Below are 25151 nucleotides of genomic sequence, written 5' to 3' on the forward strand. Positions count from 1 at the left end.
AATCGCACGACAGGAAACGGAGTTTTCATGAAATTCGCCCGCAGGCTCGCCGTCGCCTTCCTGGTCATCTACCTGTTGCCGGCACTGGCGTCTGCCGGCTGGTGGTACATGCGGGACCGGCCGCAAAGCTGGCGTGATGCCAACTGGTCCTCGGCAGGCATCCTGCCAAAGGCGAGCGAAAGCCCCGATGCCGCGATCTACATCTTTTCGGCAACGACGGGCGGCATGAAGGGTGCGGTTGCAAGCCACGCCTGGATCGTCACCAAGCAACAGGGCGCGTCTGGCTACGATCGCTACGACAAGGTGGGCTGGGGCAAGCCGATCCGCCGCAACGCCTATCCGGCGGATGCACGCTGGTACTCGAACGAGCCGCGACTTGTGGTCTCGGTCACTGGCACCGACGCCACCCGGCTGATCCCGAAGATCGAGGCCGCGATTGCCAGCTACCCCTATGCTTCGCCTGGCGGCTACCGGATCTGGCCGGGGCCGAACTCCAACACCTTCGTCGCGCATGTGCTGCGCTCCGTACCCGAACTCGGCGCCGTACTGCCGCCGGATGCCGTCGGTCGGGATTATCTGCCGGAGGGAAAGCTGTTCCAGATCGACGCGGACGGGAGAGACATGCACGCGACCCTCTACGGCCTGGCCGGCGTTTCAGCGGGGGTTCGCAGCGGCTTCGAGCTGCATTTCTTCGGGCTTGTCGCCGGTTTCGACTTCGCAAGACCCGGCATCAAGATCCCGGCCCTTGGCCGCTTTGGGGTATGACGGCACCGGCAAGGAATCCTGCAAGACTGAAGAGCGAGGGCCGGCTTTCTGGAGTTCCGAAAATGGAAAAGGGCCGCCCGAGGCGACCCTTCCATGAGTTCTGGCCAAGTGGATGGCCCGGGCTTTGGACCCGAAGGAAGGCGGGATCAGGCCGAGGGCTGCCTCGACGTGTTCACCTCTCCCATGCCTTTCACCAAGACCGAAATCTCATTAGACATTGGACCACCTTCCTTTCTGTTCGTTTCAGATAGCCACAAGGTAGGCGATCTCTCGGCAATTGCAAGACCAACGAAGGTCTAGGCGTGACGATCCCTCGGATCACACGGATCACCTTGACATGATGATCCTCCCGATCACATGGGCCTGATGATGGTCACAGGGACATGATGATCTTGCCGATATGGTCGCCGGTCTCCATCTCGCGATGCCCGTCCGCCACCTTGGCAAAGGGCAGCACCGAGTGGATCACCGGCGCGAGCTTGCCCGCTTCGAGCAGCGGCCAGACCTTCTGCTTCAGGCCATCGCGGATCGCCTGCTTTTCAGCAGCGGTGCGCGGGCGCAGCGCCGAACCCATGATGTGCAGCCGCTTCGTCAGGATCGGTGCGATGTTTGCCGCTTCGACCTTGGCACCGCCGAGAAAGGCGATGATCGACAGGCGTCCGTCCTTGGCGAGCGAAGCGATGTTGCGGTCGAAGTAGCGGCCGCCGACCATGTCGAGAATGACGTCGACGCCGCGACCGTCGGTTTCTTCGACCACGACCGCCTTGAAATCCTCGTCGCGATAGTTGATCGCACGCTTGGCGCCAAGCGCCTCGCAGGCGGCGCATTTCTCGGCGCTGCCGGCGGTCACAAAGACCTCGGCACCGAAGGCCTTGGCAAGCTGGATCGCCGTCGTACCGATGCCGCTCGAGCCGCCGTGGATCAAAATGCTTTCGCCCGCTTTCAGGTCCGCCATGTCGAAGACATTGGCCCAGACGGTGAAGAAGGTTTCCGGCAAGGCTGCCGCCTTCACCGCGTCGTAGCCCTTCGGCCAAGGCAGTGCCTGGCTTGCCGGCACCGACGCGTATTCCGCATAGCCGCCGCCATTGGCGAGCGCGCATACCTTGTCGCCGATCGCAAAGCCCTCGGCGCCTTCGCCGAGGGCTACGACTTCGCCGGCCACTTCGAGGCCGAGGATCGGGCTGGCGCCGGGCGGCGGCGGGTAATCGCCCTTGCGCTGCAGGACATCCGGACGGTTGATGCCTGAGGCTTCGACCCGCACGAGAATGTCGCCCGGGCGAACCTGCGGCAGCGGCCCCTTCCTTATGACCATATTTTCCGGCCCACCTGGAGCCGGGAGATCGACGAAACTCATTTCTGACGGAAGGGACATGGCACCACCTCATGCTTCTGATGCGTCACATCTAGCGCTATGGGCACGTCGCGAAAAGGGTGCCGGCCAAACCGCCGCTCAGATCTCGGCCAACAGGAAGGAGCGCAGTTCTTCAGCCACCAGCGCAGGACTTTCCCAATGCGGATTGTGCCCATGGCCGTCGAGGGTGATCGAATGCACCGACCGGAGGGACGCGGCAAGCTGCTGGCGATGTCCGGCGTCGAAGAGCAAATCCTCGCGGCCAGCGATCGCAAGCACCGGCAAACGCAAATTTCGCGCGCTGGTGCCGAGATCGGTAGCGGCAAGGCCATCAAGGATAGCCTGCCAGGTCCGCGTCGGGATCTCCGCAGCTTCCTTGCGTATCTGCGCGAGGAACGCGGGATCAACTGGCCGACTGCACGCGTGCCAGACATCGAAGAACGGATGGTCCGGACGAAGCGGATCATTGAGCGCGCGGATCGCCCGTGCGGTCTCATTCGTCGCGTCGAGACCAGGCTTCAGACTGCCGGACAACAGGACGAGTGCACGAACCAGGTCCGGACGCCGGCCGGCGAGTGCGATGGCCGTCATCGCCCCCATGGAATGGCCGATGACGACGACGTCGCGAAGTGCCAGCCGACCGGCCAGACAATCGAGATCGCCGGCAAAATCGGCAACCGTTGCCCCCGGCCCCGCCTCGGACGCTCCGTGGCCGGCAAGGTCCGGAATGATCAGGCGGTAGCCCGCCAGGTAGGGTGCGATCAGCGCGAACGACCGGCTGCTGTCGGAATAGCCGTGCAGCAGCAACAGCACCGGCCCCTCGCCGCGATCCACATAGGCGAATTGGCGCCCACCGGGAAGCTCGAGCCGCCGCTTCAGCGCCGACCAGTCGTCCTGGGCGATGGTGGTCACAGCCCCAACGCGGCCTTGACCGCGACAAGCCCCGGCTTCCCGTCGAAGGTGGTCACGCCGGCAAGCCAGGCGTCGAGGCGCTGCGGCTCCTGCCTGATCGCCTTGTCGCCAGCCTCTTCCGGAGCCAGCCCGTCGTTCATCAGGTAGCCCATGCCGCGATTTTCGAAGTCGATATCGAAGCTCAGATTCTCCAGCAGCTTCGCGACGTTCGGGCATTCCTGCAGGTAACCCTTGCGCACCTGCGTCGAAACGGTCGCCGCGCCAAAGTCGGGCCCGAAAAACTTGTCGCCACCTGTCAGGTACTTGATCGACAGCGCCGTGTTCATCGGGTGAGGCGCCCAACCCTGAAAGACGATGAAGGACTTGTCGCGCACTCGGCGCGTAACTTCCGCCAACATGCCCTGCTCGCTTGATTCCACCACTTCCCAGCCATCAAGCCCGAGACTCAGATCCTTGATGGTGTCGAGCATCAACTGGTTTGAGCCGGGCTCAATGCCGTACATCTTCTTCTCAAACCTGTCGGCGAAGGCCTTCAGGTCGGAGAAATCCCTGACGCCCGCCTCCCAGACGTAATCGGGCACGGCGAAGGTGTATTTCGCGCCTTTCAGATTTGTCCGCACGGTCTCGACCGAACCGTCATCCTTGTAGGGCTTGTAATAGGAAATCATCGCCGGATCCCAATAGCCGAGGAAGACGTCGAGATCTCCGCTACGCAGGCTGGTGTAGATGACGTCGATGCCAAGCAGCTTGCTTTCCGGCTCGTATCCCAGCGCCTTCAGCACAGTGATCCCGACTCCCGTTGTAAATGCCAGATCGTTCCAGCCGGGCTCTGCCAGCCGGACCTGCCGGCAGGACTGCGGCTCGGTTGCCAAGGCCGGGGCGGCAACGGCGATCAGGGCAACGGTGGACATCCACAGTCTCAGGCTTGGCATCGCATCCTCCTACTTTGTCCAATGGGACTGAAAATTGACCCACGGGTCAACAATTGATCTTTGCGGAAAGATTGTCAATGTGGGAATCGTTTGGAGGCGGTTGATGCGACTGACGAGGATAAGCGAGATCAGGCGGCGCGAATTGCGTCGAGCCGCCTTCGAAGTGCTGCAGAAGGAGGGCATGGCCGGCGCGACGCTGGAGAAGGTGGCTATCCACGCCGGCGCCTCCAAGGGCATCGTGCTGCACTACTTCGCCAACAAGCAGGAGCTTTTCGAACATGCAATGCGCGAGGCGAACGTCTCGCTAAAGGAAGCGGTGGTCGAGCGGCTGAGCCGCGCGCGCACGCCGCGCGAGCGTCTGGAGGCGATCATCGATGCGAACTTCGAGGAGCGCTTCTTCCAGCCCTCGGTCTGCCATGCCTGGCTTTCCCTTTGCGCCGAGGTGCCCCGCGAACCGCAGCTCGCACGGATCCAGAAAGTCATCCACACCCGTATGCGTTCGAACCTTCTTTCCGCGCTCACGGATCTGTTGCCGGCCGAGGACTGCGAGGCCGTGGCATTGGGCATCACGTCGTTGATCGATGGCTTATGGCTGCGGCTTGGTTTGCAATCGGGCGGACTGACGCGCGACATGGCGCTTTCGCAGATGCGCGACTACCTCGCCCACCGCCTGCCTGAACCGAAAGCGAGCTGACCTCAGCCGCCAAGCGCGTCCATCACGAGACCGGTCTCGCTCGCCTTGGCGCGGGACTTGATTTCGGCGATGCGGGCGCTGACGGCCTGGCCGTCGGAAAAGACGAAGCCTTCCGGCAGACCCAAAACCGCGATCGAACAGCGCATCAACGGAAATACCTTGGGCGATCCATCGCGGCCGTGGCCGCTGATGCGACCATCCGCTTGATGCTCGGCCGAATAGAGCTGCCGCACGTCAGAGCGGAAGTCGTCGAGCAGACGGTTGAGCACCGCCTCCAGTTCCTCGACCGTGCAGCCACTGACACCGACGAAGAAATCGTCGCCACCGACATGGCCGAGAAACTTCTCCTCGCCGATGAAATGCCGGCGCAGAAGGGCGGCAAACAGTGTGATCGCCAGATCGCCCTTTTGAAAGCCGTAGGTGTCGTTGAAGGGTTTGAAGTCGTCGAAGTCGCAATAGCAGAAGTAGCGCGCCTGATCGCCGTCGAGGATCGCGTCCTGAACGTAATCACGAATGGCGCGGTTGCCGGGCAGGCCCGTCAGCGGGTTCTGCTCCTGCGCCATCTTCAATTGTTTCTCGTTGATGATCTTCAGCAGCGACGAGGCCGACAGCGTGCCGGCGTAGCGCATGTTTTCCGTCAGGATCAGGCAGTCGCTGCCGTCCATGCCGGCAAAGATCTTCAGCATCTCGTCGGCCGGTGTGTCGAGGTCGGCGATGGGCGCCGGGCTGACGAAGTGCGAGATCCGCCGCTGATAGATCCGGTTCTTGAGCAGGTCACGGCCGAAGGGGTGATAGATCAGCTCCTTGACGTGATATTCGTTGAGGATACCGCGCGGCTCGCCATTGGCGTTGATCACCGGAAAGAAGGCCTGGCGCGGGTTCAGCCGGAAGAGGTCGAAGACGGAATCGAGATCATCGCTCTCGCGCACGCTCGGCAGTTGCTCGATCTGCTTGCGAATCAGAATGCTGTCGAGCGATGACGAAGGGCGCCGGCTGATGACGCTTTGATCCAGATGCGGATAGGCGGCGAGAAGCTCGCTCAGATGCGTCGTCGGTCTGGCCACATAGTAGCCCTGCACGAGGTCGCAGCCGAGATCGCGGCAGGTCAGGAACTCCGCCTCCGTCTCGACGCCTTCGGCGATCACCCGCGTGCCGAGCACGTGGGCGGTGTTGACCGTGTGGCGGACGAGATGGCGCTTGCGGGCGTCGCCTTCGATGCCGGAAATGAAATGCCGGTCGATCTTCACATAGTCGACCGGCTGGTCGCAGAGCAGCTTCAGCCCATTGAAGCCGGCGCCGAAGTCATCGATCGCCAGCTTGAAGCCGGCAAGCCTGAGGTCACGCACAAGGGCTGACAAATCCGGCATCTTGCCGCTGTCGAAACGTTCCGAGAGCTCGAAGCAGAGCGAGGACGGGGCGATACCGGCGCGCTTCAAATGATTGACGAGACGTTCGACGGTGTCGCCCTCACCGCCGACGAGACGCGAATCGAAATTGAGGAACAGGGTGCGGGCGGCATGATCGGGCAGCGTCGCAAACCCGGCCACGGCGCGGCTGTTGATCATGTGCTCCAGCGCCAGCAGCTGGCCAACGTCGTGCGCCTTGTCGAGCAGCTCCAGCGGCGAGGCAAAGCCCAGCTTCTGGAAACCACGCATCAGCGATTCGTAACCGAAGACCGTTCCGGTGGCGGCTTCGGCGATCGGCTGGAACGCGGTTTCGATGACGAGCTTGGCGAGCGTAACGATCTGGTCGTCGCCGAACCGGCGCAGCGAGAGGATTTCGGCGGGGGCGGCGGACATGCCGGGCTCCAGGAACAGGGAAACGGACGGTCGGACGGCGGCAGCATGGCCGCCAACCGTCAACGAAGTCTTTCCCCTCTGTGAAGCTTTGATGAAAGCTGTGTGACAGTCGTTATCGCACTGATCGACTGCAAACACTCTAATGAAATCAGTGGTTTCATGAGCAAGTGCTTCCGTGACCGGGTAGCCGCGCCGCCCGGCCGCAGACCGTCAAACAAGAGCAAGCAAAGCAAGGTATCCGATGCCGATCGACAGGCAAAGCGGACCGTAAATGCGCCGGTCGAGCGTCGCGAAAGGTTCCGCACTGTGACGCCTATGAAAGGCCGCCGAGAAGGCGAGCAGACCGCGGGCGCAAAAGATCGCCGTGAGGACAGTAAGGCCGCAATAGGTCAGCGCCGGCGGCAACACACCCGCCAAAAACGGCGTCACCGACAACGGCAAGAGTGCCGCCACGAGAATGAGCACGCTGACGATCCACGCCAGCCAGGCCGGCGGCATCACCGAGCGATGTTTCGTGCCGACCACGGTTCGCACGAGCGACGCCTCGTCGCGACAGGGCCAGAGCCCACCCGTCGCCCAGTAGGCGTGGAGGCCTGCTATGCCGCCAAGAACCAGAAAGATCAGGACAGCGATTATTGTCAGCATCAGGAGCGCCTTTCGTTGCGAGCACGGTTTTATCGCGTCAGACCAAGGCCTTCTGCAGCGGTTTTTTCGCCCGAACGCGCTCCAATGGCGGCAAGCCCCGCCATGACGATGAACACTGCCCATTGCGGCGCCGGCCAAGGGGATCCCAGATAGGCAAGTCCGTAGCCCATGAAGAGCGCGGCATAGGCGAGATACTGCGCGATCACGGCCACAGCGAGCGGCAGGCGGTAGCGCCGGTCCGCAGCGGCAAACAGCAAGGCGAGGCTGTTGATCAGGAGAATGGCGCTCGTGGCGTGCCAGAGCAGCGAGACGTAGGTTTGCAACAGCGGCGACGGGCTGCTTTCGAGCAAGGGTACGTGCACATCCGTTCCGCCGGCAAAGAGATGAATGCCCGTCGTGACCAGGGAAAGAATGCCTGCCGTCAAAAGCCACCGGTTCATAAGCCGCCTCCAATCGTTTCCATACGGCAGCGTATGTACGGCGATCGCTTGCCTCAGTCAATACGGTGGCGTATGGAAAGCCCATGGCGACGAAAAACACCCTGACAAGCGATGACTGGATCAAGGCCGCATTCCGCGCACTGACTGCAGGCGGCGTGCAGGCGGTGCGCGCCGAGGCGATTGCTCGCGACCTGAAGGTCAGCAAGGGCTCTTTCTATTGGCATTTCAAGGATGTGCCGGATCTGAAGGCAAAGATGCTCGCCCACTGGGCGCGTGAAGCAACCGACACAATCATCAACGAGGTCGAAGCCTCGCAGCGACCCGCGGAAGAGCAGTTGCGGCTGCTGGTGTGCGCTGCGACCGATGACCGCAACCTTCCCTATGGCGGGTTGCTGGCCGATAGCGCGGTGCGCGAATGGGCCCGCTTCGACACGTCGGCGGCAGAAACCCTCAAGGCGGTGGATCAGCGCCGCATCGACTATGTCGCCGACCTGCTCGGGCGTTGCGGGTTTTCAGCGCGCCACAGCCGCAGTGGCGCCAACGGACTCTATGGCGCCCTGATCGGCCTCGAGGCGCTCGCCGCAAGCGGCCTTGCGGACCTTCGCGCCGATCTGCTCGGGCTGCTGGAGGCTTTACTCCACAGCCGCGACGCCACCTAACTCAGCCCTTCGCGAGCACGCCGAACGCAATCAGCGACAGGCCCTGCATGACGAGGTCGACGGCCAGAAACAGGCCGAGGATCCAGAGGCTGTTGACCGGCCAGCCGGCGGCAATGATGAGGCCTGCGGCCAGCGTGACGAGGCCCCCGAGCGCCACCCAGCCCCAGCCCTGCAGCGGCCTGAGCTTCAGGCCGACCCAGATGCGGAAGCAGCCGGCGATAATCAGCGCGATCGCCATGACGAAGGTCAGGAAGGACGAGGCGAGCAAGGGGTTGATGAAGGCGAACAGCCCGGCGATGGTGTAGCAGGCGCCGCTCAGGCCCCAATAGAGCACACTGTCCCAGCCCTTCACCTGGAAGGCATGGCCAAGGTTAAAGAGCCCGCCGACCAGCATGATGATCCCGACATAGTAGACCGAAGCGACGGTCGCCATCAGCAGGTTGCCGAAGGCAAGGCCGCCGCACATGATCAGAAGCACGCCAAGTGCCACGAACCATCCCCACTTGCCGGCGACTGCTGACTTGTCGGCCTGATCGAATGCATGGGTCATCTCAACCTCCAGTTCTTCGAAACGCGGGATCGCTACCGAGGGGATTGAGCCGGATTTTTCGACAAAAGGAAAGGAAAAACAGCGCAGATTTTTATTGATTGATGAGTCAATCAAAAATAAGCTGGCTTTCGTCAAGGGAGAGACGGATGCCGAAAGTCGGAATGGAACCGGTGCGCCGCAAGGCGCTGGTGGACGCTGCACTTCGCGTGATCGGCGACCAGGGCACGCTTGCCGTCACCATGTCCGAAATCGCCCGCCATGCAGGCGTCTCCCCTGCTCTCGCCCACCACTATTTCGGCAGCAAGGAACAATTGCTGATCGAGACGATCCGCAGCCTTCTACGTCAGTTGCGCGACGACACGGTGACGGCGCTTCGCGCCGTCTCGAGCCCGCACGACAAGCTGAGCGCGGTGATCCGCGTTTCCTTCCAGGCAAGCCAGTTCGCGCCGGATACGATTGCGGCCTGGCTTGCCTTCTATTCGGAGGCGCAGCGTTCGGAAGAGGTCCGGCGACTGCTGGTCGTCTACGCGCGACGGCTGCGCTCGAACCTCCTTGCGAGCCTAAAGGCGCTTTGCCCAGATGATGACGCGGAACGCATCGCCGAAGGCGCTGCTGCGATGATCGACGGGCTCTATATCCGCCAGAGTCTGCGCTCCGCGCCGATCGGCATCGAAGCCTCGATCGCGCTCACGGAAGACTACGTCATCTCTCATATCGATCGGCTTCACAGCCAGGGAACGGCCGCATGACCGCAAGACCGAACATCCTGATCATCATGGTCGACCAGTTGAACGGAAAATTCTTTCCCGACGGACCGGCCGCGTTCCTGCATGCGCCGAACCTGAAATCGCTTGCCGCCCGTTCGGCCCGCTTCCGCAACAACTACACCTCGTCGCCGCTCTGCGCCCCTGCCCGCGCCTCGTTCATGGCCGGACAATTGCCAAGCCGCACCCGCGTCTACGACAACGCCGCCGAATACCAGTCGTCGATCCCGACCTATGCGCATCACCTGCGCCGCGCCGGCTACTACACAGCGCTCTCCGGAAAAATGCATTTCGTCGGGCCGGACCAACTGCATGGCTTCGAGGAGCGGCTGACGACCGACATCTACCCGGCCGATTTCGGCTGGACGCCCGACTATCGCAAGCCCGGCGAGCGCATCGACTGGTGGTATCACAATCTCGGCTCCGTCACCGGCGCCGGCGTTGCCGAGATCACCAATCAGATGGAGTATGACGACGAGGTCGCCTTTCTCGCCAACCAGAAGCTCTACCAGCTCTCGCGCGAAAGCGACGATGCGGACCGCCGCCCCTGGTGCCTGACCGTCTCCTTCACCCATCCGCACGACCCTTACGTGGCGCGCAAGAAGTTCTGGGATCTCTATGAAGGCTGCGAACACCTGCTGCCCGAGATCGGCATGCTGCCGGACGATCAGCAGGACCCGCATTCCAAGCGCATCATGCATTCCTGCGACTATGGCAATTTCGATCTGACGGAAGACAACATCCGTCGTTCGCGCCAGGCCTATTTCGCCAACATCTCCTATCTCGATGAGAAGGTCGGCGAACTCGTGGATACGCTGACGCGCACGCGCATGCTCGACGACACCCTGATCCTGTTCTGCTCGGACCATGGCGACATGCTCGGCGAGCGCGGTCTGTGGTTCAAGATGAACTTCTTCGAAGGCTCTGCCCGCGTGCCGCTGATGGTCGCCGGTCCGGGCGTCGCCGCCGGTCTGCACCTGGCGCCGACGTCCAATCTCGACGTGACGCCGACGCTTGCCGATCTCGCCGGCATCTCGATGGACGAGATCAAACCCTGGACCGACGGCATCAGCCTCGTGCCCATGATCAATGGCGAGGAACGCTTGGAGCCGGTGCTGATGGAGTATGCCGCCGAAGCCTCCTACGCGCCGCTCGTCGCCATCCGCGAGGGCAAGTGGAAATACATCCACTGCGCGCTCGATCCGGATCAGCTCTATGATCTCGAGGCCGACCCGCTGGAACTGAAGAACCTCGCCGCCGATCCGGAAACGCCGGTGCAGGCCGCGACCTTGCAGGCCTTCCGCGACATGTGCGCTGCCCATTGGGACATGGAGGCCTTCGACGCCGCCGTGCGCGAAAGCCAGGCGCGGCGCTGGGTGGTCTACGAGGCGCTCCGAAACGGCGCCTATTATCCCTGGGACCACCAGCCGCTGCAGAAGGCATCCGAGCGCTACATGCGCAACCACATGAACCTCGACAATCTCGAGGAATCCAAACGCTACCCGCGAGGAGAATGACATGAGAGCCCAACCGCAAGCCTCGCACTTCATCGACGGCGAATATGTCGAGGACGTTGCAGGCACCGTCATCGAGAGCATCTATCCGGCGACCGGCGAAGTGATCGCCCGGCTGCATGCGGCGACGCCCGCGATCGTCGAGAAAGCGATTGCCGCTGCCAAGCGCGCCCAGCCGGAATGGGCGGCGATGAGCCCGACAGCGCGCGGCCGTATCCTCAAGCGCGCCGCCGAGATCATGCGTGAGCGCAACCGCGAGCTCTCCGAGCTCGAAACGCTCGACACCGGCAAGCCGATCCAGGAGACGATCGTCGCCGACCCGACGTCGGGTGCAGACAGCTTCGAGTTCTTCGGCGGCGTCATCGCCACGGCGCTCAACGGTGACTATATCCCGCTCGGCGGTGACTTCGCCTATACCAAGCGCGTGCCGCTCGGCGTCTGCGTCGGCATCGGCGCCTGGAACTATCCGCAGCAGATCGCCTGCTGGAAGGGTGCGCCGGCACTTGCCGCCGGCAATGCCATGGTGTTCAAGCCTTCGGAAAACACCCCGCTCGGCGCGCTGAAGATCGCCGAAATCCTCGTCGAGGCCGGCCTGCCGAAGGGCCTCTACAACGTCATCCAGGGCGATCGCTCAACCGGTCCACTGCTCGTCAACCATCCTGACGTCGCCAAGGTGTCGCTGACCGGCTCGGTGCCGACGGGCAAGAAGGTGGCCGGTGCTGCCGCCGCAGAACTCAAGCACGTCACCATGGAACTCGGCGGAAAGTCGCCGCTGATCGTCTTTGACGATGCCGATCTCGAAAGCGCCATCGGTGGCGCCATGCTCGGCAATTTCTATTCGACCGGCCAGGTCTGCTCGAACGGCACCCGCGTCTTCGTCCAGAAGACCATCAAGGAACAGTTCCTGACGCGGCTCAAGGCCCGCACCGAGGCGATCGTCATCGGCGACCCCATGGACGAGGCGACGCAGCTCGGACCGATGGTCTCGATGCCGCAGCGCGACAAGGTCTTCTCCTACATCGAAAAGGGCAAGGCCGAGGGCGCGCGGCTCGTGACCGGCGGCGGCATTCCGAACGCCGTCAACGCCGAAGGCACCTATATCCAGCCGACCGTCTTTGCCGACGTCACCGACGAGATGACGATCGCGCGTGAGGAGATCTTCGGGCCGGTCATGTGCGTGCTCGACTTTAACGACGAGGCCGAGGTGATCGCACGCGCCAATGCCACCGAATTCGGCCTCTCGGCCGGCGTCTTTACCGCCGACATCACCCGCGCCCACCGCGTGGTCGACCAGCTCGAAGCCGGCACGCTCTGGATCAACACCTACAATCTCTGCCCGGTAGAAATCCCCTTCGGCGGCTCGAAACAATCCGGCTTCGGCCGCGAGAATTCGGTGGCAGCGCTCAACCACTACAGCGAGCTGAAGACCGTCTATGTCGGCATGGGGCCGGTGCAGGCGCCGTATTGAGTTTAGGCGTTGCCCCTCCGTTGAGGGGCGATTGTCTTACCCCTCATCCTCGGGCGAGCGAAGCGAGTTCCGGGGATCCAGCAGCGCCACGTCGGTGGCGCGAGGTTCTTTCAAGCGACCGACGTCGCTTGGCTGGATTCCTGTGACGAGCACAGGAATGAGGGGCCGAGATAGCAGCGCAAGACCAGCCGGTTCTAGAGACGCAAAAGAAAGACCACGCTTATGCAGGCAGATTACATCATCATCGGCTCCGGCTCGGCCGGTTCGGCGCTCGCCTATCGCCTGTCGGAAGACGGCAAGAACACCGTCATGGTGCTGGAATATGGCGGAACGGATGCCGGGCCTTTCATCCAGATGCCGGCGGCCCTTGCCTGGCCGATGAGCATGAAGCGCTACAACTGGGGCTATCTGTCCGAGCCCGAGCCGAACCTCAACAACCGGCGCATCACAGCACCACGCGGCAAGGTGATCGGAGGCTCTTCCTCGATCAACGGTCTCGTGTATGTCCGCGGCCACGCGGAAGACTTCAACCGGTGGGAAGAGCTCGGTGCGCGCGGCTGGGCCTATGCCGACGTGCTTCCCTATTTCAAGCGTATGGAAAATTCTGACGGTGGCGAAACCGGCTGGCGCGGCACCGACGGGCCGCTGCACGTCAAGCGTGGCCCGGTGCACAATCCGCTGTTCCATGCCTTTATCGCCGCGGGCCAGCAGGCGGGCTTCGAAGCGACCGACGATTACAACGGCTCGAAGCAGGAAGGCTTCGGGCTGATGGAGCAGACCGTCTGGCAGGGCCGGCGCTGGTCGGCGGCAAACGCCTATCTAAAGCCGGCGATGAAGCGCAAGAACGTCTCGCTCGTGCGCTGCTTTGCCCGCCGGATCATCATCGAGAACGGCCGGGCGACCGGTGTCGAGATCGAGCGCGGCGGCAAGATCGAAATCGTCAAGGCGAACCGCGAAGTCGTGGTCTCGGCGTCGTCGTTCAACTCGCCGAAGCTTTTGATGCTCTCCGGCATCGGCCCGGCTCAGCACCTGAAGGACATGGGCATCGAGGTGAAGGTCGACCGACCGGGCGTCGGGGCGAATCTGCAGGACCATATGGAGTTCTATTTCCAGCAGATTTCGACGAAGCCGGTCTCGCTCTATTCCTGGCTGCCCTGGTTCTGGCAGGGCGTTGCCGGTGCACAATGGCTGTTCTTCAAGAAAGGCCTCGGCATTTCCAACCAGTTCGAGGCCTGCGCCTTCCTGCGTTCTGCACCGGGCGTCAAGCAGCCTGATATCCAGTATCACTTTCTCCCGGTTGCGATCAGCTACGACGGCAAGGCGGCCGCCAATACGCACGGCTTCCAGGTGCATGTCGGCTACAACCTCTCGAAGTCGCGCGGCAACGTCACGCTGCGCTCTTCCGACCCGATGGCCGACCCGGTCATCCGCTTCAATTACATGAGCCACCCGGAGGACTGGGAGAAGTTCCGCCACTGCGTGCGCCTGACCCGCGAGATCTTCAGCCAGAAGGCCTTCGATCATTTTCGCGGGCCCGAGATCCAGCCGGGCGAAAAGGTGCAGTCGGACGAGGAGATCGACGCCTTCCTGCGTGAGCATCTCGAAAGCGCGTACCACCCCTGCGGCACCTGCAAGATGGGTGCGAAGGACGACCCGATGGCCGTCGTCGACCCGGAAACCCGCGTCATCGGCGTCGATGGCCTGCGGGTTGCCGACAGCTCGATCTTCCCGCACGTGACCTACGGCAACCTCAACAGCCCATCGATCATGACCGGCGAAAAGGCAGCCGACCACATTCTCGGCAAGCAGCCGCTGGCACGTTCCAACCAGGAGCCGTGGGTCAACCCGCGCTGGCAGGTCAGCGACCGGTAAGGCGCTACCCGACGAAGCCGATCCAGCGGCCGGCAAGCACCGCGCCAAGCCAGACGGCAAGGGAGACGAGCGCCTGCAATCGCAGGCGCAAAGCAATCACCCCGCTTGAGATCGAAGCCTTCCAGGCCTCGCTCCGGCGGAGTGAGAGTGCATTCAGCGTTCCAATTGCCAGAAGCGCGAGCTTGGTCATAAAGGCCGGGTTGGCGAGATAGGCCGACGGCCTGACGCTGAACAGGCAAATGCCGGTAACGACGGTCATCGCAAGACCGATGGCCGCAGCGCGCGCCAGAAAGGGCCCGAGAGCTGCAACCGGTGCCTGGCCGGCAAGACCGAGCAATCTCAGATCAAGCGGAACGATCGCGCCGATCAGAAGGCCGATCGCGAGAATATGGGCCGCGTTGACCAGAAGATAGAGAAGCGCCGAGCGTCTGAGGGCTGCGCCCACTGGCCAGCCGGCGATCCACTCGGCGAGTTCGGCTCCGCTCATCCCCCGGCCCGAATGCGTTCCGGATAGATATCGTAGACCTTGCCGGCGACGGTGATGCGCACCGCTTTCATGCGCTTTTCATTTGGATCGAGCGAACGATTGCCGAGAACGATGATCGCGTCACCGGCCTTGGCGGAGGCCTCGACGAAGCCGGAGCGCTCCGTCTGCCGCGGATTGCCAAGCTCGACATGCCACATGCCATCGCCCGACGTTTCGACTTCAAGGGTCGGATGGGGCGGCGCCATGGAAATCTCGCGGATGGTTCCGTTGATTTCGATCTGGTCGGCCTCTGCCCAGGACCACCCGTGATGGGCGTAAGCGCCGCCGGCCAGCACCATGGCCACGAAAGCACCTGCGACACTTCGACGTGAAATGGCTTTCAACATGCGCCTGCTCCTTCGTCTGTTGCAAAGAAGGGATTAACTTGAACCCGTCGTTTCGATTGGAAAAGAAGCCGGTCTTCAACATTTCTTGAGCGCTGCCGACCCTCCGCCTCCTGTGGTTGCAAGACCATGGGTTGCGCGAACATCGATCAACAGCTTAAAATTTAGCTATTCTTAATCTCCAATTGTTATCTCTGTATGAGACGGAGTGAACGCTGGGCGAATGTGCCATGAAGGCAGTTTCGCCGCGCATGATCGCGTGCTCCTTCCCATCATCGTCATCACTCCCCTGCCAAGGCGAGCTTGCTTCCCGATGCCCTTGCGGTGTGCCCGCGGCCATCGGCCGAGGATGATTTGCCTTGCGGATAACCGAGGAGCGTCTTTCATGACAATCAAGGCACGACTGCTCGTGTGTTTGTCTCTGCTCGCCGTCGCCATGCTGGTCATGATCGCCACGGCCTTCAACGCGATGACCTCAATCGCAAAGCGGACGGAATCGATCGTCGCGGATCGCCTGCTGCCGGTCGATCACCTGAAAACGGTATCGGACATGTATGCGGTCGAGATCGTCGATACGACCCACAAGGTCAGGAGCGGCGCGCTTGGCTGGACCGCAGGCAGCCAAGCGATCAAAACTGCGCTTGCGACTATCGATCAGGAGTGGCGCACCTATGAGGCGACGCGGCTGACGTCACAGGAAAAGAAGCTCACCGAGACCTTCGACAAGGCACGGGTTGCCAGTGACGCTGCGATCCGCGACCTTGTTGCGGTCATGGAGCGTCAGGACAAGTCCGAGCTCGAACACTTCGTCGATACCAAGCTCTACCCTTCGGTCGACCCGCTCGCGGCCCCGATCAGCGAACTGATCAAGCTGCAGCTTTCCGAAGCGAATGGGGAACTCGAAGCCGCAAAGACGGAGAAAGACACGCTGACACTCTGGCAAACGGTTGTAGCCGGCTTCGCCCTTGCGATACTGGCGACGACCGTCTGGTTCGTCATCTCCGGCCTGCTCCGCCCGCTGGCGAAACTGCGTGAGGCCATGCGGCAACTGGCCATCGGCAATCTCAAGGCCGAGATCTACGGCGAAAAACGCCGCGACGAAATCGGCCAGATGGCCGGCGCCGTTGCGGTCTTCCGCGACAACGCGCTTGAGCGCCAGCGACTGGAGCAGGAGGCCGACGCAGGTCGGACGCTGTCGGAACGCGAGCGCGAGCAGCGCGAGGCGCAGAAGGCAAAGGAAGCGGCTGAAATCCAGACGGCCGTCAACGCACTCGGCTTTGGGCTCGACCGCCTTGCCGAAGGCGACCTTACCCATCGCATCGATACGCCGCTCGCCGAACGTCTCGACGCGCTGCGCACCAATTTCAACAGTTCGCTCACCAATCTCGAAGAGGCGCTACGCTCGGTTGGCGAAAACGCCCGCAGCATCAATGCCGGCGCCGGCGAAATCCGCTCGGCGGCAGGCGACCTTTCCAAGCGTACGGAACAGCAGGCGGCCTCGGTTGAGGAAACGGCGGCAGCCCTCGACCAGATCGCAACGACCGTCGCGGATGCCAGCCGGCGCGCCGAGGAAGCCGGAACGCTGGTCGCGCGCACCCGTGATGCGGCGGAGAAGTCCGGGGAAATCGTCGGCAACGCCATCACCGCCATGAGCGGGATCGAGGCGTCGTCCAAGGAGATCTCCAGCATTATCGGCGTGATCGATGACATCGCCTTCCAGACGAACCTGCTCGCGCTGAACGCCGGCGTAGAGGCGGCGCGCGCCGGCGAGGCCGGCAAGGGGTTTGCCGTCGTTGCCCAGGAGGTGCGCGAACTGGCCCAGCGCTCAGCCCAGGCAGCAAAGGAGATCAAGGTGTTGATCGCCACCTCCGGCCAGCAGGTCAAATCCGGCGTCACCCTGGTGCGCGAAACCGGAACGGCGCTCGAAAGCATCATCGTCGAGGTCAAGGAGATCAGCAGTCACGTGACGGCGATCGTCGAAAGCGCCCGTGAACAGGCGGCCGGCATCCAGCAGATTAACACGGCCGTCAACGCGATCGACCAGGGGACGCAGCAGAACGCGGCCATGGTCGAGCAATCGACCGCCGCAAGCCACAGCCTGGCCCGGGAGGCGGGTGCGCTCAACGACCTTCTGATGCGTTTCAAGACCGACGGCAGTTCCTCACCTTCGCCGCGTCTGGTGACGAGCGCGGCCATGGCAGCCGCTGCCCCCTCGCCCGCCCGTGCGCTCAATCGCAAGCTCGCCTCGGCCTATCGCAGCGCTCCACAGACGCAGGAGGCCGGTTGGGCCGAATTCTGACGGACGCGCGTTTCGCCATTTTCCAGGGAGGCGCGGACCTGCAGGGTTCGCGCCTTTCTTCAGATAGCGGTTGACCCGCGCCGCGATACTGTATTAATCTAGTAAATTACTAGTCTTTACTAGGTTTTTCGCTGCCTTTCGATCTGAGAGGCAGATTTGCTCCAAACAAAGAGCATTAGAAACCGCTATTTCTGTCCATTGTCACGATCCGCTGCGATATTCCGACCAACTTGGAACAGGACGCAGCCATGACCACGTCATCCCTTGAAACCACTGCCAAGGCTCTCAACGAGAGGCTCGAGAGCCTGGATCTTGCCGGGCGTCTCGCGCTTGTCGCGAGCCTGGAAGGGCGAGCCGTCTTTACAACGTCGCTCGGCATCGAGGACCAGGTGATTACCGCCGCCATCGGCAAGAACAAGCTCGCCGTCGACGTCGTGACACTCCAGACCGGCCGGCTTTTCAACGAAACCGCCGCCCTCATCGACAAGACGGAAGAAGCCTTCGACATTCTGATCAAGCGCTTCCACCCGGAGCAGGCCGATATCGACGCCTATGCGGCGCGTTACGGCCTCAACGGCTTCTACGAGAGCGTCGAGGCACGTCATGCCTGTTGCGACGTGCGCAAGCTGAAGCCGCTTGCGCGCGCACTCGAAGGGGCAACCTTCTGGATCACCGGCCTGCGCCGCGGCCAGTCCGGTAATCGCGCGTCCACTCCGTTTGCCGAAGCGGACCTCGAGCGCGGGCTGATCAAGATCAACCCGCTGGTGGACTGGGACATCGAGACCATCAACAGCTTCGTCGCTGCCAATGGCGTTCCGGTCAACCCGCTGCATGCGCGTGGCTATCCGTCGATCGGTTGCGAGCCTTGCACCCGCGCCATCAAGCCCGGCGAGCCCGAGCGCGCCGGCCGCTGGTGGTGGGAGAACGACGAGAAGCGCGAATGTGGTCTGCACGTTCCGGAAGCCGCCGCAAGCTCCATCATCCCGAATTCGAGCAGCGCCGCCTGAGGCTGGCGCGCTCTTCCAAAGACAAATCCTCCCGGAGACTGAAATGCCCCATAACCATCCGGAAACGGAACTGCACAATCCGCAGAGCGCCAAACCGCCGCTCGATCCGCATCTGAAGGCGCTGGAAAACGAAGCGATCCACATCTTCCGCGAAGTGGCCGCCGAGTTCGAACGCCCGGTCATGCTCTATTCGATCGGCAAGGACTCTTCGGTGCTCCTGCATCTGGCACGCAAGGCCTTCTATCCCGGCCGCGTTCCCTTCCCGCTGTTGCACGTCAATACCGGCTGGAAGTTTGCCGAGATGATCGCGTTTCGAAACGAGATCGTCGAGCGCTACGACCTTGACCTGATCGAGCACGTCAACCCGCGCGGTGCGGCCGAAAACGTCACGCCGTTTACCCACGGCTCGGCGCTCTACACCGACATCATGAAAACCGAGGCGCTGCGCCAGGCGCTCGACGCCGGCCAGTTCGATGCCGCCTTCGGCGGCGCGCGTCGCGACGAGGAAGCGAGCCGCGCGAAGGAGCGCATCTATTCCTTCCGCACGCCCGATCATCGCTGGGACCCGCGCAACCAGCGCCCGGAACTCTGGAACGTTTACAACGGCATGATCCGCAAGGGCGAAAGCGTGCGCGCCTTCCCCCTGTCGAACTGGACCGAGGTCGACATCTGGCGCTACATCCAGGCCGAGGAGATCCCGATCGTTCCGCTCTACTTCGCCGAGAAGCGCCCGATCGTCGAACGCGACGGCATGATGATCCTGGCCGAAGATCCGCGCCTGGAACTGCTGCCTGGCGAAACCAAGCGCGAAGAAGTCATCCGCTTCCGCACGCTCGGCTGCTTCCCGCTCACCGGCGCCATCCGCTCGAACGCAACGACGCTCGACGACATCATCACCGAACTCGAAACCGCGACCGTTTCCGAACGCCAGGGCCGCGCCATCGACCGTGACCAGTCCGGCTCGATGGAAAAGAAGAAACGCGAAGGATATTTCTGATGACCGCTCCCGCAACCGCGAATGCCGTCGAGCACGTTGCAGCCAGCGAGGTTCTCGCCTTCCCGGCGCAGGAGCCGGCGCGTGCAACGCGAGACAGCCGCCCGCTTCGCCTGATCACCTGCGGCTCGGTCGACGACGGCAAGTCGACGCTGATCGGTCGCCTGCTCTGGGATACCAAGGCGGTCAAGGAAGACCAGGCCGCCACGCTGCAGCGCGATTCCAACGGCAAGCAGAACGATCTCGGCCTGCCCGATTTCGCGCTGCTGCTCGATGGCCTGCAGGCCGAGCGCGAACAGGGCATCACCATCGACGTCGCCTATCGCTATTTCTCGACCGACAAGCGCTCCTTCATCGTCGCCGACACGCCCGGCCATGAACAGTACACCCGCAATATGGCGACCGGCGCCTCGACCGCCGATCTCGCCGTGCTGCTGGTCGACGCCCGCGTCGGCCTCTTGGAACAGACCCGCCGGCACGCGACTATCGCGACGCTGATGGGCATCAAGCAGTTCGTGCTCGCCGTCAACAAGATCGACCTCACCGACTACGACCGCAGCCGCTTCGAGCAGATCAGCCATGAGTTCCGCGAACTGGCGCTTTCGCTCGGCGTGCGCCAGGTCACGGCCATCCCGGTGTCGGCGTTGAAGGGCGAAAACGTCGTTTATGACGGCAGCGCCTCCATGCCCTGGTATGACGGCCCGACGCTGATCGAGGTGCTGGAACTCGCGACCACCCGCTCGGCCCAGACGGTCGGTTTCCGCCTGCCGGTTCAGCGCGTCTCGCGTCCGGGCGAGAGCTTCCGGGGCTATCAGGGCACGGTTGCCGGCGGGTCGGTCAAGCCCGGCGACAGCGTCGTCATCCTGCCCTCGGGCATGGTCGCCAATGTCACCAAGATCGTCACCTTCGACCTGGTACGCAACGCCGCCGTTGCGGGTGATGCGATCACGCTGGTGCTCGACCGTCAGGTGGACGTGTCGCGCGGCGACATGATCGTCGCCATCGACAGCCAGCCGCTGACCGGCCTGTCCTTCGACGCACAGCTCGTCGCCTTGCAGGCGGAAGGCATCCAGCCGGGCAAGCGCTACTGGCTGAAGAGCGGCAGCCGCCGCCAGCGTGTCCAGGTGCAGCCGGCGAGCCAGCTCGACCTTCAGACCGGCAAGTGGAACCATGTCGAACAGCTGCCGATGAACGCAATCGGCAAGGTGCATCTTGCCTTCGACGAGCAGGCGATCTTCGACACCTACGAGCAGAACCGCACGACGGGCGCCTTCATCCTGATCGACCCGGACACCAACAACACGGTGGCCGGCGGCATGATCACGGCCAAGCGCTCGGCGCTCGGCGGCATCCACACGGAAGACGCCCGCGTCATCCTCTCGCTGCCAGCCGACCTTGCCGACCAGCTGATGGCGACCGAACTCTTCGCCAACCGCCGCGAGGAAGCCGAGATCCGGCGTGTGAGCGCCGGCAGGGCTGTCGAGGTGATCGACGATATCGACGGCTGAGCGATGCCATTGCACTGAAGACCAAGAGGGGGCCGATTGGCCCCCTTTTCATTTCCGCCTTGTGCCCGGCGAGCGGCTTTGCGCCTTTCCAAAAGCGGCAGCTGCTCTATCTCCCTGCCGCAGGGAGAAGCGCCATGAAAACAGAACATCAAGGCGAAGAGGCAAAGCACCAGGGCTTTCGCGCGCGGACGGTCACCATCGAGGCGTTTGCGCGGAAATACCGGCTCGGTGCGGAGGAAACCCAGCGGCTCGAAGACCAGTTCGGACCCGCTGCGGGCGAAGTCGAACTGCTGCAGGCGGCCAGGCGCAACGGGATGCCGGAAGATTAGGCGTCCCGCCGGAATCGATTTCACTCAGAGTTGCTGCTCGATCGCCGGAAGGACCATCGTCAGCGGGGCCGGATCGGCGTGCTGCCACAGCTGATAGCCGACGACACTACCGAGAATGGCGGACCATATCGCGATCTCGCGGAATGTAAAAATCGGTTCCTTCAACATGTGTGCCTCTCCATCTCTTTGGGGCAAGAACAGGTGCTGAAGGCAATATCGTCGTGATTGTTCACACTGATAAGACAGCAATTCGCGAACGCGCCGTTTCCAATTGAACAATCAAGGCTTGAGGAACGAGCGGGCGAGTGTGGCGCAGATGGCTGGTAGACGCCCTTTGCCTGACGCTGAGCCGCCATGCGTTACCGTTTCGTCCCGGAATGGCACGGAAGATGCAATCATTTCACCTTGGCAAGCGTTCGAAACAAACCTGTCTTTCAATCCGTCCCGGCATTCGTAAGTTGGCGCCGTCGATCATGAGGATCGATAGGGCTGTTTCACCGTTTTCGGACGTCGTGGGACAGTCCGCCTGACCACGGACCGGTCCCGGCACATGCGCACAAAAAAGGGCTCTGACGAGCCCTCTCCTGCAGTTCACGTCCAGGGCAATTCCAGGAAAAGTGTAGAACGGTTTTTCGTCCGGAATTGCTAGACATCAGAGAGTTAGATCATTTCACTGTTTCGACGAAACAATGAAATGATCTGGGGTCAGCGGGTGCTGACCACAGGCTCGACGGCATCGTCTTCCGTGCGGCTTGCGAAGTAGTTGGCAAGCAGTGCGCCGGAGATGTTGTGCCAGACGCTGAAGATCGCACTCGGCACGGCGGCGACAGGCGAGAAATACGCGTTGGCGAGGGCGGCGCCCAGACCGCTGTTCTGCATCCCAACCTCGATCGCGATCGCCTTGCGTTTGGCAAGCGAGAGGCCCGCCGCCTTGGCGGCGAAGAAGCCGAGCAGGTACCCAAGACCATTGTGCAGGACGACCACCGCGAAGATCAGCAGACCGGAGCTTGCGATCGCGCCCTTGCTGGCGCCGACGACCGCGGCCACGATCAGCACGATGCCGGCAACGCTGACCAGCGGCAACGCCGGCACTGCGGCCTTGACCAGGCCCGGCAGCAGCTTCTGGAACAAAAAGCCCACGGCCAACGGCAACAACACGACCTTGACGATGCTCATGAACATCGCCATCGCATCGACAGGCAGATACTGGCTGGCAAATGTCCACACCAGGAACGGCGTGACGATCGGTGCAAGCAGCGTGGTGACGCTGGTGCAGGCTACCGACAAGGCAACATCGCCTTTCGAAAGATACGTCATCACGTTGCTCGACGTGCCACCCGGGCAGCACCCGACGAGGATAACACCGGCGGCCACCTCCGGCGACATCGGAATGATGGCCGTCAAAAGAACCGCGAGCAGCGGCATGATCAGAAACTGGGAGATGACACCAATACCGACCTCGAAAGGACGCTTGGCGACCTCTTTGAAATCGTCGATCGAAATGGTGAGGCCCATGCCGAACATGATGATGCCAAGCAGCGTGACGATATAGGGCGTGATCTGCTTGAAAATATCCGGGAAAACAAAACCGAGAACGGCGAAAACTATGACCCAGAGCGCGAACGTGCGTCCAACGAACTGGGAAAACGATGCGACAGCCTTCAAAATTAAACTCCTTGGCGTGATGACGGCTGTCTAGGCCTGTCGGCAGGCAGCTTCAACGCGCTTCGAACAAAAAGTCGCCGGATGCCGCAACTTTATGTCGACAGAACAGTGACAGCAGATATTAACGCAACACATATGGACATCGGCCACGCCATGCGGATAGGCAGATCGCGCGCGGCGGAGCCGCGATCTCAGGGAGACGAAAGATGACCACGGGCAACAAACCTGAAACGAGCGTGACAGTCGAGAAGCGCGTGAACGGCAAATGGTGCTTCGTCATCAAGCATCGCGGCGTCACCTATCCGGCGCAGGGCAACTTCACCTCGATGCTGCAAGCGCAGGCCGTTGCCCAAACGGCCCTGAAGGCGCTCGAACAGCAACGCTGACGGCGGCCGAGCGCATTCAATCCAATTTATGAGGCGCTCGCTATCCTCTCGCTGCAACTGGTCGCGCCGAGCGCACTGCACGGGCGCATCGAGCCCCGTGTTAGTCGACGGCGGAGCGGATGATGTTGCAGAGCCCCTCCTGGACCACCTGCTTGGTGGCCACCTGCCCGACCTGAATATCGAACATCGCATCAATCCGCGTGCCTGAACCGCGCTTGCGGGCAACGACGCGCAGCGTCTGCAGGCGTCCGGAGCCTGCCGTGTCCTGATAGGCCTCGATGGTGCCGAGTGCCTTGTTGACCTCGATGCCCGAAAACCCTTCGGCCGCCACGCCCTGCGCCAACCGCTGCAACGCCGCCTCGGGCTTCAACTTCGGAAAATCCTGCCAGGTCTTGAAGTAAACCGGCGTCACCAGCGGCACGCCCGACGCCTTGAAATTCTTCTCGCAGCTTTGGGCTGCTGCGGCCGATTGGCCGGCCAGCAGCAGAGCGGCTGCAAGTGATAGGTGTTTGATCGACATTCCCTGTCCTCGTTGTCACTGACGCGATGACGGGACCCTACAACCGTGCGATGACCGGGGGCAGAGCACCGCCGGCGCGAACACACCGGTATTCGACCAACGGCTCATTCGGAGCGACGAACGGCAATAGTTGCAAGGCTGTCGTGGTTTTGGCTGAGAACGATGACAAGCGGCTCACGCCCGGCCCATCAGCTGCGAAACGCCGCATTCTGACGCTGAGATCCATACGCGCCAATGCAGGGCAAATGTGGGCGTACCAATACGGAGCCTGCGGCCAAAAACGAAAAAAGCCTGCAATAGCAGGCTTTTCGGCTGGTCGGAGTGGCAAGATTCGAACTTGCGACCCCCACGTCCCGAACGTGGTGCGCTACCAGACTGCGCTACACTCCGTGACCAGCGGCGCCTCTATAGAACAGGCTTTTTGATTTCACAAGCGCCTATCTCGAAAAACATCGCGGCTTTCTCAAAAAACTTGTGGCGGTGGAAAACACAGCCCGATGCTGGCGCTTCCCGGCCGCTTTCCGACGCCACGCCGACCTCAAGCCGCGCTTTTGCGTCGGTCAAGGGTGCCTGAAGGCCTGTGCGATAGGGACTTTCTGCAACGCTTCATAATTTCCTGAAATAGGAACAACGACGTGCATTTCCTTTCCCGCGGATTGGCGCTAGAGCCACAACGGAAAGCGCGGAAAGCCAGGGGATACGGGCTTGCGGCGCTCTGCCTATTTCAGAACGAGAGCCAAAGGGACAGACACATGAATTTCCGCATGATGACGGTGGCGGGCCTTGCGCTCGTGCTCGCCGGCTGCACGACGACCACGGGGATCTCCAGGAACGCGGTCGAGGCCCGTTGGCTCGGCCAGCCGGCCGGCGGCTTCTTCGCCCAGTATGGCCCGCCGATCTCCGACGTCGAGAGCGGCAGCTCCACCGTCTACAGCTGGAAGGGCGGCTACAAGACCCGCAAGATCCCGGCTCAGTATGAAACTACCAAGGATGGCAAGCGTGGCAAGCGCATCTCGTCCGCCCGCACCGAGTATCTGAGCTGCGCTGTCCAGCTCACCGTCTCGTCCGACTACGTGATCCGCTCGATCCACATTGCCGGCGACCGCAAGCGCGCCGAAGGCCCGAGCTGGTGCGAAGAGTTCCTGGGCGCGCCGGCCCAGGCCAAGCCGACGGCTACCGCAGGCTAAGTTTCACAAAACAAAAAGCCC

26 protein-coding genes and 1 tRNA gene are annotated in these 25151 nt (G+C 62.4%); 14 read left to right on the top strand and 13 right to left on the bottom strand.

Annotation, left to right across the window (positions count from 1 at the left end; genetic code table 11):
• Positions 1–27: 27 nt before the first annotated feature.
• Positions 28–765 (top strand): DUF3750 domain-containing protein, encoded by a 738-nt coding sequence (locus VGO04_RS13260; RefSeq protein ID WP_327496413.1) that lies wholly within the window; start codon positions 28–30, stop codon positions 763–765.
• Positions 766–1138: 373 nt separating this feature from the next.
• Here VGO04_RS13260 and VGO04_RS13265 read toward each other — a convergent pair whose 3' ends face one another.
• The 3 genes from VGO04_RS13265 to choX form a co-directional block, all read right to left on the bottom strand.
• On the bottom strand, positions 1139–2137 hold the full coding sequence (locus tag VGO04_RS13265; RefSeq protein WP_327496414.1) for an NAD(P)H-quinone oxidoreductase: 999 nt from the start codon (positions 2135–2137) through the stop codon (positions 1139–1141).
• Positions 2138–2215: 78 nt separating this feature from the next.
• Complete coding sequence (locus tag VGO04_RS13270; protein WP_327496415.1) at positions 2216–3028, bottom strand: alpha/beta hydrolase; 813 nt, start codon at positions 3026–3028, stop codon at positions 2216–2218.
• A complete protein-coding gene (gene choX / locus VGO04_RS13275; protein ID WP_327496416.1) occupies positions 3025–3960 on the bottom strand; it encodes a choline ABC transporter substrate-binding protein in 936 nt (311 codons plus the stop codon). Before choX ends, VGO04_RS13270 begins: the two co-directional genes overlap by 4 nt.
• 103 nt (positions 3961–4063) lie before the next feature.
• On the opposite strand from choX, the gene betI (VGO04_RS13280) reads away from it, so the two are divergent.
• Positions 4064–4654: a choline-binding transcriptional repressor BetI gene (gene betI / locus VGO04_RS13280; RefSeq protein ID WP_327496417.1), complete on the top strand. Its 591-nt coding sequence runs from the start codon at positions 4064–4066 to the stop codon at positions 4652–4654.
• A 2-nt stretch (positions 4655–4656) separates the two neighbouring features.
• On the opposite strand, the gene VGO04_RS13285 is transcribed toward betI (VGO04_RS13280), so the two are convergent.
• The 3 genes from VGO04_RS13285 to VGO04_RS13295 form a co-directional block, all read right to left on the bottom strand.
• On the bottom strand, positions 4657–6453 hold the full coding sequence (locus tag VGO04_RS13285) for a GGDEF domain-containing protein (protein WP_327496419.1): 1797 nt from the start codon (positions 6451–6453) through the stop codon (positions 4657–4659).
• Positions 6454–6663: 210 nt separating this feature from the next.
• Positions 6664–7098 (bottom strand): DUF3995 domain-containing protein, encoded by a 435-nt coding sequence (locus tag VGO04_RS13290; protein ID WP_327496420.1) that lies wholly within the window; start codon positions 7096–7098, stop codon positions 6664–6666.
• Positions 7099–7127: 29 nt separating this feature from the next.
• Complete coding sequence (locus tag VGO04_RS13295; RefSeq protein WP_327496421.1) at positions 7128–7538, bottom strand: hypothetical protein; 411 nt, start codon at positions 7536–7538, stop codon at positions 7128–7130.
• 83 nt (positions 7539–7621) lie between these two features.
• Between VGO04_RS13295 and VGO04_RS13300 the strand changes: the two genes are divergently transcribed.
• Positions 7622–8197, top strand: a complete 576-nt coding sequence (locus VGO04_RS13300; protein WP_327496422.1) for a TetR/AcrR family transcriptional regulator — start codon at positions 7622–7624, stop codon at positions 8195–8197.
• A 1-nt stretch (position 8198) separates the two neighbouring features.
• Here the strand turns inward: VGO04_RS13300 and VGO04_RS13305 are convergent, their stop codons facing one another.
• Positions 8199–8747 carry an HdeD family acid-resistance protein gene (locus tag VGO04_RS13305; RefSeq protein ID WP_327496423.1) on the bottom strand — a complete coding sequence of 183 codons (549 nt, stop codon included), beginning with the start codon at positions 8745–8747 and terminating at the stop codon, positions 8199–8201.
• A gap of 146 nt (positions 8748–8893) precedes the next feature.
• Here VGO04_RS13305 and betI (VGO04_RS13310) point away from each other — a divergent pair, with 146 nt between their 5' ends.
• From betI (VGO04_RS13310) to betA, 4 genes are all read left to right on the top strand, one after another.
• Complete coding sequence (betI, locus tag VGO04_RS13310) at positions 8894–9496, top strand: transcriptional regulator BetI (protein WP_327496424.1); 603 nt, start codon at positions 8894–8896, stop codon at positions 9494–9496.
• Positions 9493–11028, top strand: a complete 1536-nt coding sequence (betC, locus tag VGO04_RS13315; protein ID WP_327496425.1) for a choline-sulfatase — start codon at positions 9493–9495, stop codon at positions 11026–11028. Before betI (VGO04_RS13310) ends, betC begins: the two co-directional genes overlap by 4 nt.
• 1 nt (position 11029) lies before the next feature.
• Positions 11030–12493, top strand: a complete 1464-nt coding sequence (betB, locus tag VGO04_RS13320; protein ID WP_327496426.1) for a betaine-aldehyde dehydrogenase — start codon at positions 11030–11032, stop codon at positions 12491–12493.
• Positions 12494–12715: 222 nt separating this feature from the next.
• Positions 12716–14365, top strand: coding sequence for a choline dehydrogenase (gene betA / locus VGO04_RS13325; protein WP_327496427.1), 1650 nt, complete (start codon positions 12716–12718; stop codon positions 14363–14365).
• Between the two features lie 4 nt (positions 14366–14369).
• Here the strand turns inward: betA and VGO04_RS13330 are convergent, their stop codons facing one another.
• Together VGO04_RS13330 and VGO04_RS13335 are read right to left on the bottom strand one after the other, a co-directional pair.
• Positions 14370–14852: a DUF6644 family protein gene (locus VGO04_RS13330; RefSeq protein WP_327496428.1), complete on the bottom strand. Its 483-nt coding sequence runs from the start codon at positions 14850–14852 to the stop codon at positions 14370–14372.
• Entirely contained in the window at positions 14849–15238 is a 390-nt protein-coding gene (locus tag VGO04_RS13335) for a DUF6152 family protein (protein WP_327496429.1), read from the bottom strand. The genes VGO04_RS13330 and VGO04_RS13335 overlap by 4 nt, the downstream gene beginning before the upstream one ends.
• 382 nt (positions 15239–15620) lie before the next feature.
• Here VGO04_RS13335 and VGO04_RS13340 point away from each other — a divergent pair, with 382 nt between their 5' ends.
• The 5 genes from VGO04_RS13340 (at position 15621) to VGO04_RS13360 (ending at position 21372) form a co-directional block, all read left to right on the top strand.
• Positions 15621–17534 carry a HAMP domain-containing methyl-accepting chemotaxis protein gene (locus VGO04_RS13340; protein ID WP_327496430.1) on the top strand — a complete coding sequence of 638 codons (1914 nt, stop codon included), beginning with the start codon at positions 15621–15623 and terminating at the stop codon, positions 17532–17534.
• Between the two features lie 248 nt (positions 17535–17782).
• On the top strand, positions 17783–18541 hold the full coding sequence (locus tag VGO04_RS13345) for a phosphoadenylyl-sulfate reductase (protein ID WP_327496431.1): 759 nt from the start codon (positions 17783–17785) through the stop codon (positions 18539–18541).
• 43 nt (positions 18542–18584) lie between these two features.
• Positions 18585–19538: a sulfate adenylyltransferase subunit CysD gene (gene cysD, locus VGO04_RS13350; RefSeq protein ID WP_327496432.1), complete on the top strand. Its 954-nt coding sequence runs from the start codon at positions 18585–18587 to the stop codon at positions 19536–19538.
• Positions 19538–21043: a sulfate adenylyltransferase subunit CysN gene (cysN, locus tag VGO04_RS13355; RefSeq protein WP_327496433.1), complete on the top strand. Its 1506-nt coding sequence runs from the start codon at positions 19538–19540 to the stop codon at positions 21041–21043. Before cysD ends, cysN begins: the two co-directional genes overlap by 1 nt.
• Before the next feature lie 134 nt (positions 21044–21177).
• The gene (locus VGO04_RS13360) at positions 21178–21372 is read left to right on the top strand and encodes a hypothetical protein (protein ID WP_327496434.1); all 195 of its coding nucleotides are present in this window, start codon (positions 21178–21180) and stop codon (positions 21370–21372) included.
• A gap of 24 nt (positions 21373–21396) precedes the next feature.
• Here VGO04_RS13360 and VGO04_RS13365 read toward each other — a convergent pair whose 3' ends face one another.
• Positions 21397–21540, bottom strand: a complete 144-nt coding sequence (locus VGO04_RS13365) for a hypothetical protein (RefSeq protein WP_327496435.1) — start codon at positions 21538–21540, stop codon at positions 21397–21399.
• 537 nt (positions 21541–22077) lie between these two features.
• On the bottom strand, positions 22078–23037 hold the full coding sequence (locus VGO04_RS13370; RefSeq protein ID WP_327496436.1) for a bile acid:sodium symporter family protein: 960 nt from the start codon (positions 23035–23037) through the stop codon (positions 22078–22080).
• Between the two features lie 206 nt (positions 23038–23243).
• Between VGO04_RS13370 and VGO04_RS13375 the strand changes: the two genes are divergently transcribed.
• Positions 23244–23423 carry a hypothetical protein gene (locus VGO04_RS13375; protein ID WP_327496437.1) on the top strand — a complete coding sequence of 60 codons (180 nt, stop codon included), beginning with the start codon at positions 23244–23246 and terminating at the stop codon, positions 23421–23423.
• Between the two features lie 100 nt (positions 23424–23523).
• Here the strand turns inward: VGO04_RS13375 and VGO04_RS13380 are convergent, their stop codons facing one another.
• On the bottom strand, positions 23524–23937 hold the full coding sequence (locus VGO04_RS13380; protein ID WP_327496488.1) for a hypothetical protein: 414 nt from the start codon (positions 23935–23937) through the stop codon (positions 23524–23526).
• Positions 23938–24256: 319 nt separating this feature from the next.
• Positions 24257–24333: transfer RNA gene (locus VGO04_RS13385), tRNA-Pro, on the bottom strand.
• 362 nt (positions 24334–24695) lie between these two features.
• On the opposite strand from VGO04_RS13385, the gene VGO04_RS13390 reads away from it, so the two are divergent.
• Positions 24696–25130 (top strand): hypothetical protein, encoded by a 435-nt coding sequence (locus VGO04_RS13390; protein ID WP_327496438.1) that lies wholly within the window; start codon positions 24696–24698, stop codon positions 25128–25130.
• Positions 25131–25151: the final 21 nt, after the last annotated feature.

It is taken from the genome of Ensifer sp. (assembly GCF_035999185.1).
Taxonomy (GTDB): Bacteria; Pseudomonadota; Alphaproteobacteria; order Rhizobiales; family Rhizobiaceae; genus Ensifer.

Bases quoted from the DNA above. Each gene is read 5' to 3' on its own strand.
- VGO04_RS13260 (WP_327496413.1), top strand. From the start codon at position 28: ATGAAATTCGCCCGCAGGCTCGCCGTCGCCTTCCTGGTCATCTACCTG.
- VGO04_RS13265 (WP_327496414.1), bottom strand. From the start codon at position 2,137: ATGTCCCTTCCGTCAGAAATGAGTTTCGTCGATCTCCCGGCTCCAGGT.
- choX (WP_327496416.1), bottom strand. From the start codon at position 3,960: ATGCCAAGCCTGAGACTGTGGATGTCCACCGTTGCCCTGATCGCCGTT.
- betI (WP_327496417.1), top strand. From the start codon at position 4,064: ATGCGACTGACGAGGATAAGCGAGATCAGGCGGCGCGAATTGCGTCGA.
- VGO04_RS13285 (WP_327496419.1), bottom strand. From the start codon at position 6,453: ATGTCCGCCGCCCCCGCCGAAATCCTCTCGCTGCGCCGGTTCGGCGAC.
- VGO04_RS13290 (WP_327496420.1), bottom strand. From the start codon at position 7,098: ATGCTGACAATAATCGCTGTCCTGATCTTTCTGGTTCTTGGCGGCATA.
- VGO04_RS13295 (WP_327496421.1), bottom strand. From the start codon at position 7,538: ATGAACCGGTGGCTTTTGACGGCAGGCATTCTTTCCCTGGTCACGACG.
- VGO04_RS13300 (WP_327496422.1), top strand. From the start codon at position 7,622: ATGGCGACGAAAAACACCCTGACAAGCGATGACTGGATCAAGGCCGCA.
- VGO04_RS13305 (WP_327496423.1), bottom strand. From the start codon at position 8,747: ATGACCCATGCATTCGATCAGGCCGACAAGTCAGCAGTCGCCGGCAAG.
- betI (WP_327496424.1), top strand. From the start codon at position 8,894: ATGCCGAAAGTCGGAATGGAACCGGTGCGCCGCAAGGCGCTGGTGGAC.
- betC (WP_327496425.1), top strand. From the start codon at position 9,493: ATGACCGCAAGACCGAACATCCTGATCATCATGGTCGACCAGTTGAAC.
- betB (WP_327496426.1), top strand. From the start codon at position 11,030: ATGAGAGCCCAACCGCAAGCCTCGCACTTCATCGACGGCGAATATGTC.
- betA (WP_327496427.1), top strand. From the start codon at position 12,716: ATGCAGGCAGATTACATCATCATCGGCTCCGGCTCGGCCGGTTCGGCG.
- VGO04_RS13330 (WP_327496428.1), bottom strand. From the start codon at position 14,852: ATGAGCGGAGCCGAACTCGCCGAGTGGATCGCCGGCTGGCCAGTGGGC.
- VGO04_RS13335 (WP_327496429.1), bottom strand. From the start codon at position 15,238: ATGTTGAAAGCCATTTCACGTCGAAGTGTCGCAGGTGCTTTCGTGGCC.
- VGO04_RS13340 (WP_327496430.1), top strand. From the start codon at position 15,621: ATGACAATCAAGGCACGACTGCTCGTGTGTTTGTCTCTGCTCGCCGTC.
- VGO04_RS13345 (WP_327496431.1), top strand. From the start codon at position 17,783: ATGACCACGTCATCCCTTGAAACCACTGCCAAGGCTCTCAACGAGAGG.
- cysD (WP_327496432.1), top strand. From the start codon at position 18,585: ATGCCCCATAACCATCCGGAAACGGAACTGCACAATCCGCAGAGCGCC.
- cysN (WP_327496433.1), top strand. From the start codon at position 19,538: ATGACCGCTCCCGCAACCGCGAATGCCGTCGAGCACGTTGCAGCCAGC.
- VGO04_RS13360 (WP_327496434.1), top strand. From the start codon at position 21,178: ATGAAAACAGAACATCAAGGCGAAGAGGCAAAGCACCAGGGCTTTCGC.
- VGO04_RS13365 (WP_327496435.1), bottom strand. From the start codon at position 21,540: ATGTTGAAGGAACCGATTTTTACATTCCGCGAGATCGCGATATGGTCC.
- VGO04_RS13375 (WP_327496437.1), top strand. From the start codon at position 23,244: ATGACCACGGGCAACAAACCTGAAACGAGCGTGACAGTCGAGAAGCGC.
- VGO04_RS13390 (WP_327496438.1), top strand. From the start codon at position 24,696: ATGAATTTCCGCATGATGACGGTGGCGGGCCTTGCGCTCGTGCTCGCC.